Consider the following 12,684-nt stretch of genomic DNA (forward strand, 5'->3'; position numbering starts at 1 on the left):
TAGGAATTTAAATGAGTAATAAGTATGAACCATCAAAAGTGGAAGATAAATATTATAAGATTTGGGAAGACAGAGGTTATTTTGAGATAGATGGAAATAAATCTATCCAAGAAGAAGATAAGAACTTTGCTATTATGATGCCTCCTCCAAATGTTACAGGAAGTCTGCATATTGGGCACGCTTTAACATTTACTCTTCAAGATATAATCACTAGATTTAAAAGAATGGATGGGTATAAAACTTTATGGCAACCAGGAACAGACCATGCAGGTATTGCTACACAGAATATTGTTGAAAAACAATTATTAGCAGAAGGTACTACAAAAGAGGAATTAGGTAGAGAAAAATTCCTTGAAAGAGCATGGTTACAAAAAGAGCAATCTGGTGGAAATATTGTTCATCAAATGAGAAAATTAGGTGTTTCTCCTGCATGGTCACGTGAGCGGTTTACTATGGATGATGGACTAAAAGAGGCTGTAAAAGAGGCTTTTGTTCATTTATATAATGAAGGTATGATTGTTCAAAACAATTATATGGTTAACTGGTGTACACATGATGGTGCACTTTCAGATATCGAAGTTGAACATGAAGAGGTAAATGGTAAGTTTTACCATATGAATTATCATTTTGCTGATGGTTCTGGATATGTAACAGTTGCAACAACTAGACCTGAAACTTATTTTGGGGATACAGCTATTATGGTTCACCCTGATGATGAAAGATATACTACAATTGTTGGTAAAGAGGTTGTTTTACCACTTACTGATAGAAAAATCAAAATTATTACAGATGAGCATGTTGATATGGATTTTGGGACAGGTGTTGTAAAAGTAACTCCAGCTCACGACCAAAATGACTACGAAGTAGGGAAAAGACACGATTTAGAGTTTATTACATGTTTTGATGAACAAGGTATTTTAAATGAATATTGTGGAGAGTTTGCAGGACTAGAAAGACTTGAAGCTAGAAAACCTATTGTTGATAAGTTAAGAGAAGAGGGTTTTATTGTAAAAATTGAAGATCATGTACATCAAGTTGGACATTGTTATAGATGTAAAAATATTGTGGAACCTTATATCTCTAAGCAATGGTTTGTAAGAAGTGAAGTTGCTAAAAATTCAATTGAAAAAACATATGCTGGTGAGTCAAAATTTCATCCACCACATTGGATTAACTCTTATAGAGCTTGGATGGATGAATTAAGAGATTGGTGTATCTCTAGACAACTTTGGTGGGGACATAGAATTCCTGTATTTACTTGTGATGATTGTGGACACCAATGGGCAGATAAAGCTGATAAACCAGATGCTTGTCCAAAATGTGCTTCTAAAAAATATACTCAAGACCCAGATGTTTTAGATACTTGGTTTTCATCTGGTCTTTGGGCATTTTCACCACTTGGTTGGGGAAACAATGGAAATATGGAAGATACATTTAATGAAGATGATTTAAAACAATTCTATCCAAATTCATTACTTATTACTGGATTTGATATTATGTTTTTCTGGGTTGCTAGAATGATGATGTTAGGTGAACATTTTATGGGAGAATTACCATTTAAAGATATTTATATGCATGCGTTAGTTAGAGATGAACATGGTGCAAAAATGTCAAAGTCAAAAGGTAATGTTATCGATCCACTTGATATGGTTGAAGAGCATAGTGCTGATATTATTAGATTTACACTTGCGTTCTTAGCAGTTCAAGGAAGAGATATTAAACTTGGAGCAAAAAATCTAGAGCAATTTAGAAACTTCACAAACAAACTTTACAATGCATCAAACTTTTTAAGTATGAATGTTGAAGTTTTCCCTGATTTAAAAGATATTGAGGTTAAAACTCCACTTGGACTTTATATGCAAAGTAGGCTTTCTACAGCTGTAGATGAAGTTAGAGAAACTTTAGAAACATATAAATTTAATGAAGCTGCATCTATTCTTTACAGATTTGTTTGGACTGAGTTTTGTGATTGGGGTATTGAGTATTCTAAAGCATCAAAAGATTCTATTATTGAACTTGGAGCTGTATTTAAAGAAACATTAAAAATGATATCTCCATTTATGCCATTTATTTCAGATTTCCTATATCATAAGTTAAGTGGTACCTCTTTAGAAGAGGGTGATTCAGTTATGATTATGAACTTCCCTAAAAATATTAAAAAAGATGAAAATATTGAAAATATGTTTGCAATTATTGAAGAGGCAATTACAGCTATTAGAAGAGCAAAAGTTGTTATTGATATGGGTAATAGTAAAATAGCTAAAGCTTATGTAAAACTTGATTCTTCTATTGATACAGAAGTTGCTAAACCATTTATTGAAAAGCTTGCAAAAGTTGAAAATATTGAGTTTGTAGATACTAAACAAGAAAATTCTATTACAGATGTAAGTGATAACTTAGAGGTTTATATCCCAACAGGTGAAATTGATATGACACCTATTATAAATAAATTAACTAAACAAAAAGAAAAATTAGAAAAAGAGATAGGAAAACTTACAGGAATGTTGTCAAATGAAAAATTTGTAGCTAATGCACCTGCAAAAGTTATTGAAGAAAATAAAGCTGGTTTAGCTTCAGCTGAAGAGAAACTTGCAAAAGTAGAAGCAGAACTTAAATCATTAAGTTAAAAAAGTCCCAATAGTTTGGGACTTTTATTTGAATTCCTATTTTAATTCAAAAGGTGTTTCTTGGTAAACAAAATAGTTCAACCAATTTGCAAATAATAAGTGTGCAGTAGAACGCCATTTAACTTTAGGCTCTTGTTTTGGGTCATTATTTTTAAAATAGTTTTTTGGAATCTCTGTATCTAAACCCTTTTCAATATCTCTAAAATACTCTTTTTGTAAAGAATTAAAATCATATTCTACATGACCACTCATAAATACATGTCTTCTATCTTTTGAAGCTACTAAACAGACTCCTGAATTTTCAGAATATAGTAAAAGTTCAAGATCCGAAATTTTATCAATATCTTCTTTTAAAACTGTAGTATATCTTGAGTGTGGGATATATGCTTCATCATCAAAACCTCTTAATAAAGGGTTTGTTTTATTAAATAAATCATGTTCAAATACACCAAATATTTTTTTATCTTTTTCATATTTTTGTATCCCATAATGATGGTAAAGTCCCGCTTGTGAACCCCAACAAATATATAAAGTTGAAGTGATATTTGATTTTGAGTATTCCATAATCTTTTTTAATTCTTCCCAATAAGAAACCTCTTCAAATGGCATTGTTTCAATGGGTGCACCAGTTATAATAAGTCCATCAAAGTTATGATTCTTTACTTCATCAAAGGTTTTATAAAAACTTTCAAGATGGTCTTCTGCAGTATTTTTTGACTGGTACGTAGCTGTTTTTATCAAAGTAACTTCTGTTTGTAATGGAGTGTTTCCTAAAAGTCTTAATAATTGAGTTTCTGTTTCAACTTTATTTGGCATTAAATTTAATATAAGTATTTTAAGTGGTCTAATATCCTGCTTCATAGCTTTTTTGTCATTCATAACAAAAATATTTTCTTTTTGTAATATTTTAACAGCAGGTAATTTTTTTGGTATAACAATTGGCATATATTTCTCTTTAAAATTTTATGAATTATATCATGTATCCATTAAAAAATTATCTGAAGTGGTTTTAAAAATATAATTTATGTATCAATATGATAAAATAGATTATAAACTATAGATTCCTAAAAGGTAAATGATGACAAAATGGACGTTTCTTTTGAGTTTAATTTTAACTATATTTTTAACTGGTTGTGCTACAAATCAAAGTGATGTAGAAAGTGTATTTCAAACTAATTCTGCTGAGTTAATAACTAAAGATCAAAAAAAATTACAAAAACTTCTTATAAAGTTTAAAACCAAACTTGATAAAAGAAATCCTAAAAATTTTAATGCAAAAAATGAAAAAAAAATCTATACAGTATTAAATGATTTCAATAAAAAACTTCTTTTAAAATATCAAGGGGATGTATTAGAAAACTATAAAGAATATCTTGAATTAGCTTTTTCAAAAAAGCCTTTATTAAATAGAAATGACTATTTGATTTTAGGTTTAAGATATATGATTGCATATGCTTATGATACAGAAGATTTCCATAATGTAACTGCCTTACAGTATGATAAAGAAAAACTTTCTATTCTTCATAAAAACCTTCAAGTCTTAAGATGGAAAATAAAAGTTGATAGGGATGAAACTGGGAAGTATCTATTTTTAACTTGGCAAAACAATTGGCAAATAGAATTAGAAAGTAGATTAAGTTTAAATAAAAATATCACTTATGATGATATACAAAATCTTGCTTCTATAAAATCAAATAAAGAATCCTTATACTCACATTCAAATTTTTCTTTTGAAGTTATTTTAACTCAAATGATTGATACAGTGGAGAATTCCCTTAAAGCTTTAGGTGAAGAACCAAAAGATTTAGGTATTTCAGCTGTTAAGTTTTTTATATTTTTATAATTTCGCAATATCTGGATTGTTTGATTTTTTTTCTTACGTTATACTTTCAAAAATTTAATTTTTGGGAGTATAAAAGATGAGCTTTATAAATGAGAGAAGACTTGAAGTTGCAGATAAAGAGATATTCGATATAGTAGAAGCAGAACTACAAAGACAAACAGATCACCTAGAGATGATAGCAAGTGAAAACTTCACAAGCCCAGCAGTAATGGAAACAATGGGAAGTGTATTTACAAATAAATACGCAGAAGGATACCCATATAAAAGATATTATGGTGGATGTGAATTTGCAGATAAAGCAGAACAATTAGCAATAGATAGAGCTTGCGAGATATTTGGATGTAAGTATGCAAATGTACAACCACACTCAGGAAGTCAAGCGAATGGAGCAGTATACGCAGCATTAATTAAAGCAGGTGATAAAATTCTTGGTATGGACCTTTCTCATGGAGGACACCTAACACATGGTTCAAAACCATCTTTTTCAGGTAAAAACTACCAAGCATTCTACTATGGAGTAGAATTAGATGGAAGAATAAACTATGATAAAGTTAAAGAAATAGCTCAAATAGTACAACCAAAAATTATAGTGTGTGGAGCATCAGCATACGCAAGAGAGATAGATTTTGCAAAATTTAGAGAAATAGCTGATTCAGTAGGAGCATATCTATTTGCAGATATCGCACATATTGCTGGATTAGTAGCAGCAGGTGAACACCCAAGCCCATTTCCACATGCAGATGTAGTAACAACTACAACACATAAAACTCTAAGAGGACCAAGAGGTGGTATGATTCTATGTAATGATGAAGATATTTCTAAAAAAATAAACTCTGCAATATTCCCAGGAACACAAGGTGGACCATTAGTACATGTAATGGCAGCAAAAGCAGTAGCATTTAAAGAGATTTTAGATCCATCATGGAAAGAATACGCAAAACAAGTAAAAGTAAATGCAAAAGTACTTGGGGAAGTGATGATGTCAAGAGGATATGATATAGTATCTGATGGAACAGATAATCACTTAGTGTTAGTGTCATTTTTAAATAAAGAGTTTTCAGGTAAAGATGCAGATGCAGCATTAGGAAACGCAGGTATAACTGTAAATAAGAATACAGTACCAGGTGAAACAAGAAGTCCATTTGTAACATCAGGTATTAGAGTAGGATCACCAGCACTAACAGCAAGAGGGATGAAAGAGGAAGAGTTTACGTTTATAGCGAATAAAATTTGTGATGTATTAGATGATATTAACAATACAGATTTACAAGCTAAGATTAAACAAGAACTTAAAGAGTTAGCTAGAGATTTTGTAATTTACAACAAATCAACTTACTAGATACTAACAATTATGTAAGCTAAAGTGGTATAATATATACTAACTTTAGCTTATAATTTGGAAGGTAAATGAAAGATAGCTTATCTTTAGAAAATGAAAACTACAAAAAAATTGAAAAAGTAATAAGATATATCGACGAAAACTTTAAAGAACAACCTACAATAGATGAAATCTCAGAATATATTGGGATGAGTAAATACCATTTAATAAGAGTATTTAAAGAATATGTAGGTGTGACTCCCATCCAATTTTTACAATCAGTTACATTAAATTATGCAAAAGAACATCTAAAAGAATCAAAATCTATACTAGATAGTTCATTAGATATGGGATTATCAAGTAGTAGCAGATTACATGATCTATTTGTAAATATTATTGGTGTAACTCCCAAAGAGTATAAAGAGTTTGGGAAAAATGTTGATATTACCTATGGATATGGTTCAACACCTTTTGGGGAAGCATTAATAGGTTTTACAAAAAGAGGGGTGTGTTATCTTGGGTTTATTGATGATAATAAAGAGCCAATTTTTAATAGATTTCAAGAGATTTGGGCAAAAGCTAATTTAATAGAAAATGATGAAAAAGCAAAAGAGTATTTAAATAAGATTTTTGTAAAAAAAGAGAAATTTGATCTTTATGTAAAAGGGACAAATTTTCAAATAAATATTTGGAAAGCTTTATTAAATATTCCAACAGGAACAATTGCAACTTATCAAGATATTGCAAATAGTATAAATAAACCAAAAGCAGTTAGAGCAGTTGCCAGTGCAATTGGTTCAAACCATATTGGATTTCTAATCCCTTGCCACAGGGTCTTAGCAAAATCTGGAGCCATGAGTGGCTACAGATGGGGGATTGAAAGAAAGAAAATTTTAGTTGCTTATGAGGCTATGAAAAACAACAAAGAAGATTCTTAAAACTTATCCCCTTTGAGTTTATGAGATATAGAATATATCACAGGTAAATAGATTAAATTTAAAATTGTTCCCCACAAAAGACCAAAGCCAAGACCAATTGCTATTGGTTGGAAAATCACGGCTTGACCAGTTGGGAAAAATATCAAGGAACTCATACCAATTAAAGTTGTGATTGTAGTTAAAATAATTGGTCTAAACCTTTTTGTTGCTCTATTAAATACATCATGTAATGTTTTTGCTTTCTTTAAATAGGTCATCATAATAATTCCATCATTGATAACAACCCCTGCAAGTCCCAATGCTCCAATTAGTGATGGCATAGATAGATTAATCCCCATTATTTTATGCCCAATTAAAACCCCTAAAAGTGAAAAAGGGATAACACTCATTAAGATAAATGTTTCTCTAAATGAGTTAAATAAGTAAAGCATTGAAAGCATAATTAAAATAATAGTAAGTGCAGAAGCTAAAAGCATATCATTTCTAAGACTTTTTTGTTTTTCAGCTTCCCCTTTGAAAATAAGTTTTATTCCTGATTCTTTTATTTTATTTAGGGTTGGTTGCAGTTTTTCTATAACTTCATTTGCTGTGACTATTTCTGGATTTACATTTGCAAAAACGTAGAAATTTCTTTCTGCATTATCTTTAATAAGTTGTTCAAAACCTTTTATTATTTTAAAATCTGTAACTTGATTTAATGCCACAAATGTACCATCATCCAATGGTATCTCCATGTTTTTAAAGCTTTCATAATCATCTTTATTTATACTTTCTATTTTTATATCTAGCATCTCTGTATCATCAAATGAAACAGCTTTTTTCTTAGAAAGATACATATTTGATAGGAAGGTACCTATTGTTGATTCATCTAATCCTAATTGTTCCCCATATGCATTAACTTTTAATTTAATCTCATCAATACCAAATTTAAGAGAGTTTGATAAGGATTTTATACCTTTAATAGTTCTAAGTTCATCTTCTAGCATATGTATTGAAGAGATGATTTTTTCATTATTATTTGAAACAAGACCTATTTTTATATCTGCTTTAATTGGTCCAACTTTTCTTTCTAATACAACTATTTCATTTAGGTTAAATTTAGTTTTATAATCTTGTTCTTTCAGAAACTGTTTAAGTTCTTTTGCAATTTGTATAGATTTTTTAGTTCTTTCTCTCCCCGTATTATCATAATAGAAACTAAGGTAAGGGGTGATATATTTATCTAAAAAGTTGGCATCTTTCATTTTTTGAAGTTCAACCGTCATATACATAACATATGGATATTTTTCTGTATTACTCCCTGTATCTCGCCTAAATCCTGCTACAGAATCTATACTTCTAATAAAAAATTTTTTCTCATTTTTCATAATATCTTTTTCGATACTTTGTACAATCTTGAAAGCATCTTCAAGTTTTGTATTTTCATCAGCTTTTATAGATATTTTTACATCCGATGCATCAAACTTTGGAAACATTTGAAACTTTGATGCTTTTATTTCATAAAAAGTTAATATAGGAACTAATATTATAAAAATTAAAAGAAAAGTTTTCTTCCAATTCATAAAAAAATGTATAATTGAATTATAGATTTTATTTGGTTTTTCCCATGATGTAGCTTTTGCATCATTTTTAAGTGTATGGGCTGCATGTATTGGCAAAAATATAAATGACTCAATCAAAGAAGCTACAACTAAAGCAGAAATTGCAATGGGGATAAGTTTCATAACCTCACCCATAGTTCCACTAATCATTAAAATTGGTAAAAAAGAAAACAGGGTAGTAATAGATGCAACAGTTACAGGTTTAACCATCTCTTTTGCACCCATAATTGCAGCTTCTTTAGGTTCATATCCCTCTTCAATGTGTTGCTGGATATTCTCACTTACAACAATTGCATCATCAACAACAATACCAATTGCTATTAAGACTCCAACAAGTGATATCATATTGATTGTATAGCCAGATAGATACATATATAGTGCTGCAATAACAAATGAAGTTGGAATACCTATTGCTATAATAAATGACATTCTAAAATTGATTAGAAGCATTACTAAAATAGTAATAAGTATAATTCCTAATAAAATATTTGATACAACAATATTTAGTCTGTCTAATATTCTTTCACTATTATCATCAGCTATACTGATTTGAATATCAGGATTTGCTTTATCTATAGAGGGTAAGAGTTTTTTAATATTTTGTACTATTTTTATTGCGTCGGCACTTTCACTTTGTTCAAGGGCTAAAGATATTGCACTTTTACCATTAAATGAGTATAAAGTTGAAGAGTCTTCATATTTTTTTGAAATATATGCAATATCCTTTAAATATATATTGCTGTCTCCAATTTTAACTAAAGTATTTGCAAAAGCATTTGCTGTTTTTGCTCCATTAAAAGTAGAGATATAATAGTGTTTTTCCCCTTCTATTTTACCAACTGGAAAAATATATGATAGAGTAGATATAGCATTAAATACATTATTTTTATTAAGATTCATTGCTTTTATTTTTTTATCATCTAAAAGTATTTGATAGAATTTATCTGAATCTCCATAAACAGTTATATCTTTTACTCCAGATACTCCTAATAATTGACTTTTTAATTTATCTGCAAAAGGTTTTAACTCGTCAGTTGTATATTTATTCGAAGTTAATGTAATATCTATTAAAGATCTTGACCTTTCTAAAGCATTTACAGTTGGTTCATCCATATCTGAGGGTAAATTAGATTTTACAAGGGCAATTGCATCTTTTACTTTATCTGTCTCATTATATTTATTAAACCCTTTTTTTAATTCTAATATGATAGAAAAACTACCCGGGCTAATAACTGTTGTTATGACATCAATACTATCAATGTTTTTTACATTATCTTCTATTTCTGTTACAGCCATTCTATCAAGAATATCAACAGAAGCTCCAGTATATGAACCTCTTATAGAAATCATATCTAATTCAAAACTTGGAAAAATCTCTTTTGGAGTATTATTATATGACCAAACTCCAACAGCAAAAACTAAAACAAAAAGAGTGTAATTCATCCTTGAGTTTTCAACAAAGAATCTTAAAAATCTTTCAAACATTAAATTCCTTTATATTAAGAACAAAATTATAATCAAGGATTATTAATAGTAGTTTAATATTAAACAAATAATTAGTTTAATATTTTTAATATTTGCTTTGAATTTAGGTGTTAAAATAATCTATTAAAGGGGATATTATGAAAATTGAAGAATTAATAATCTCTGAATTAGTTTATTCTTTACAGAAGAGATTAACTAAAAATACAATAGAAGATTTGCAAAAACAAAATGTAAAAGTTTTTTCTGATAAAAAAAATGAGTGTATCGATAATTTTTGGGAAGAGTTATGTATAAGTGTTCAAGATAAAACAGTAGATAAACATAAAAAAGAGAAAATTAAATCTTTTTTATTTGAAAATTTAGAAAAAACATTTGAGTCTTTGTTATTATATGAAAAAATTGCATTTTGGTTAAAAAGTGAAAATGGAACTTTATGGTTATATGAAAACAAAGATAAAAGTTTTACTTTAGAATTTATACCTTATAGTTTTGAGGAATGTAAAGATATTTTGTTTAATATAGTTATTAATGAAGCTAATAGTTTTGTAAATGATAATATATACGAGTACATAAACCTATTTTCTAATACTTTTGAGGAAGAGATTGATGAAGATGATAAACTGATTGTTTATGAATAAAGAGATTAAAAATCTCTTTATTTACTTATTGCAAAAAGTTTAATATTCTTAACAGTTTCTAAGTCTTTTTCCTCTTTTACTGCTTCAGCACAAACTTTTATATTCAATAAGCTTCCTAGTTCATTTATAGATTCAACAAACTCTTTTTTAGAACGATCTTTATGCATATTAGTTGTATAGTCTCTTGCAAGTCTTATATAATCAAGATTAAACTCTTTTAAGTTTTCAGTTGGAACAAATTTACTTTCAAATCTTTTAATAATAACTTTTGAACCACAACTATGAACAAAATCACAAAAATCTTTAAATAAAGTCATGTCTTTTGCTACACTATATGCAGATAAAGAGAAGACTAATTTAGAAGATATATCTCTATTTTTGATAATCTCTTTTTCAAGCCACATAATAAAATGGTTGTTAGAAATAGAATCTAAAGATAAATTAATACAAATATCATGTTTGATATTATTTATTTGTATAAAGCCAATGATTTTTGAGATTACAGCTTTATCAAAATCAACAATTTTTTCATATTTTTCAGCAATAGAAACAAACGAACCTATAGGAATAGGATTATTTTCTTTATCTTTTGCATTGGTGAAGGCTTCTTGCATAATAATATCTTTATCAAGATTATCTAAAGTATAAGTGTCATTGATAAAATCTACTTCAAAATGGCTATTATCAATTATTTCAGTTATTAATTCTCTCCAAGCATTCATATCTCTTGAAAGATCATTGCTATCTCGAATAAAAATCTCATTTGGACCAATAAGTTTTGCTTTTTCATAGGCTTCATTTGCAGCTTGTCTCATCTCAGTTAATGTTCCTAGTTCGTTAAATGGAGTCCCTCCAACGTGAGCAACTTCATCTATATTTAATTCTGCTGATAAGTCATTAAATCTTTTTTTCAATTTATTTGCGATCTCTTTTGCTCCATCGTAATTGCAACCATTTATTACTAATAGAAATTCTGAACCGAAAATTCTATAGGCTTTTGTATTTGTACTTAAATCTTTTAAAAGATTTGCAAATTTTATAATATAATTATCAACCTCTTCATTAGTATGGGTTTTAACATATTTTGAAAGGTTATCTATTTTTATATCAAATATATATCCTGTCTCTTTTTTTATAAACATTTGTTTTATATCTGTTTCTAAAGGTTGTTTTGAATTTAGTCCAGTTAATTCATCTTCAGATAATTTTTTTGAAAGATTTGCCAGATTATTTGTAAGTTTATTTATCATAGCTTCAATTTTTCTTGACATATCATTCATAGCGATAGAAACATTTTTAATCTCAATTGTCCAAGGAAGAGGTTCAATTACATCAAAATTACCTTTTGCAATATTTTTAGCAAGTTTTTCAATCTTTTTAAGTGGTCTTAGAATAAATTGAACAAATACAAGTAAAAGAAGCATAGAGATTATAAATGCTATTACCGCATAAATAATTGAGTTTCTAGCTTGTTCAAAAAGTTTAGCATATGCTTCACCTGGATTGGGACTTACATATATTATAGCTGCTGTATTCCATCCATTTGAGATTTCACTAAATTTTTCTTCAAGATCGATAGGAATCAGTTTTATAAACCATTGGGGAACATAGTCAAATTTAATATCTCTACTCTCTTTAAAGAGTACTTTATTTAGAGTAATATTGGCAAATGTATCAATTTTTTGTCCATTTTTTGAGGCAGTAAAGTTAAAAGTGATATTCCCACCCTTTTTATAAAATTCACTAGGTATATATCTATACTTGACACTGTCTGCCATCTCACTTAAATCAATCTCATCTTGTTCGTTTTCAAGTTTTAAAAGTTGTTCACTTATTGATTGGTCAGATTCAACTTTTTCAATAAATCCAAACTTTGAATCAACAGAAACTTTATCTATAGTCCAATTTGAATCACTTAAATCTGTTGATGCTTCAATAAGCTTTTTATCTGAAATAATAAAATCAGCATCTTCTAATCTAACCTCTTTATAAAAACCACTATTTGATATAGCTCTTATTATAGATTGAATCTCTGGGTCTTCTTTATCATTTATTAAAGGTCTTAGACTCATTCCTATGGATGTGGCTGTATCTTGCGCTTTTGTTGAAGCTTCTATCTCTAGATAGTCTTTCATGTTGTTTACACTAATTAAAAAATTACCACTAAATATTATAAAAAATATAAAAGCAATAATCATATACAGTTGTTTTGATAAAGACATATTTTTAATCCC

Annotated in this window: 8 protein-coding genes; 5 read left to right on the forward strand and 3 right to left on the reverse strand. The window is 28.5% G+C overall.

Annotated elements, in window-relative coordinates:
* The first annotated feature begins 11 nt into the window (after window positions 1-11).
* Complete coding sequence (locus ACKU4C_RS03085) at window positions 12-2,627, forward strand: valine--tRNA ligase (RefSeq protein ID WP_321314385.1); 2,616 nt, start codon at window positions 12-14, stop codon at window positions 2,625-2,627.
* Between the two features lie 36 nt (window positions 2,628-2,663).
* Here ACKU4C_RS03085 and metA read toward each other — a convergent pair whose 3' ends face one another.
* Window positions 2,664-3,572 (reverse strand): homoserine O-succinyltransferase, encoded by a 909-nt coding sequence (metA, locus tag ACKU4C_RS03090; protein ID WP_321314386.1) that lies wholly within the window; start codon window positions 3,570-3,572, stop codon window positions 2,664-2,666.
* A 133-nt stretch (window positions 3,573-3,705) separates the two neighbouring features.
* On the opposite strand from metA, the gene ACKU4C_RS03095 reads away from it, so the two are divergent.
* The 3 genes from ACKU4C_RS03095 to ACKU4C_RS03105 all read left to right on the forward strand — a co-directional run bounded on the left by ACKU4C_RS03095 (window position 3,706) and on the right by ACKU4C_RS03105 (window position 6,726).
* Window positions 3,706-4,470 (forward strand): hypothetical protein, encoded by a 765-nt coding sequence (locus ACKU4C_RS03095; protein WP_321314387.1) that lies wholly within the window; start codon window positions 3,706-3,708, stop codon window positions 4,468-4,470.
* Between the two features lie 76 nt (window positions 4,471-4,546).
* The gene (locus ACKU4C_RS03100; protein WP_321314388.1) at window positions 4,547-5,809 is read left to right on the forward strand and encodes a serine hydroxymethyltransferase; all 1,263 of its coding nucleotides are present in this window, start codon (window positions 4,547-4,549) and stop codon (window positions 5,807-5,809) included.
* Between the two features lie 68 nt (window positions 5,810-5,877).
* Window positions 5,878-6,726, forward strand: a complete 849-nt coding sequence (locus ACKU4C_RS03105) for a methylated-DNA--[protein]-cysteine S-methyltransferase (RefSeq protein ID WP_321314389.1) — start codon at window positions 5,878-5,880, stop codon at window positions 6,724-6,726.
* Here the strand turns inward: ACKU4C_RS03105 and ACKU4C_RS03110 are convergent.
* The gene (locus ACKU4C_RS03110; protein WP_321314390.1) at window positions 6,723-9,812 is read right to left on the reverse strand and encodes an efflux RND transporter permease subunit; all 3,090 of its coding nucleotides are present in this window, start codon (window positions 9,810-9,812) and stop codon (window positions 6,723-6,725) included. The two genes, ACKU4C_RS03105 and ACKU4C_RS03110, sit on opposite strands and share 4 nt — an antisense overlap.
* 137 nt (window positions 9,813-9,949) lie before the next feature.
* Here ACKU4C_RS03110 and ACKU4C_RS03115 point away from each other — a divergent pair, with 137 nt between their 5' ends.
* The gene (locus tag ACKU4C_RS03115; protein WP_321314391.1) at window positions 9,950-10,450 is read left to right on the forward strand and encodes a hypothetical protein; all 501 of its coding nucleotides are present in this window, start codon (window positions 9,950-9,952) and stop codon (window positions 10,448-10,450) included.
* A 17-nt stretch (window positions 10,451-10,467) separates the two neighbouring features.
* Here the strand turns inward: ACKU4C_RS03115 and ACKU4C_RS03120 are convergent, their stop codons facing one another.
* Window positions 10,468-12,672 carry an EAL domain-containing protein gene (locus ACKU4C_RS03120; protein ID WP_321314392.1) on the reverse strand — a complete coding sequence of 735 codons (2,205 nt, stop codon included), beginning with the start codon at window positions 12,670-12,672 and terminating at the stop codon, window positions 10,468-10,470.
* Window positions 12,673-12,684: the final 12 nt, after the last annotated feature.

Source organism: Halarcobacter sp. (genome assembly GCF_963676935.1).
GTDB lineage: Bacteria > Campylobacterota > Campylobacteria > Campylobacterales > Arcobacteraceae > Halarcobacter.

Coding starts and splice junctions, on each gene's coding strand:
- ACKU4C_RS03120 (WP_321314392.1), bottom strand. CDS start 12,672: ATGTCTTTATCAAAACAACTGTATATGATTATTGCTTTTATATTTTTT.
- ACKU4C_RS03105 (WP_321314389.1), top strand. CDS start 5,878: ATGAAAGATAGCTTATCTTTAGAAAATGAAAACTACAAAAAAATTGAA.
- ACKU4C_RS03115 (WP_321314391.1), top strand. CDS start 9,950: ATGAAAATTGAAGAATTAATAATCTCTGAATTAGTTTATTCTTTACAG.
- ACKU4C_RS03100 (WP_321314388.1), top strand. CDS start 4,547: ATGAGCTTTATAAATGAGAGAAGACTTGAAGTTGCAGATAAAGAGATA.
- ACKU4C_RS03110 (WP_321314390.1), bottom strand. CDS start 9,812: ATGTTTGAAAGATTTTTAAGATTCTTTGTTGAAAACTCAAGGATGAAT.
- metA (WP_321314386.1), bottom strand. CDS start 3,572: ATGCCAATTGTTATACCAAAAAAATTACCTGCTGTTAAAATATTACAA.
- ACKU4C_RS03085 (WP_321314385.1), top strand. CDS start 12: ATGAGTAATAAGTATGAACCATCAAAAGTGGAAGATAAATATTATAAG.
- ACKU4C_RS03095 (WP_321314387.1), top strand. CDS start 3,706: ATGACAAAATGGACGTTTCTTTTGAGTTTAATTTTAACTATATTTTTA.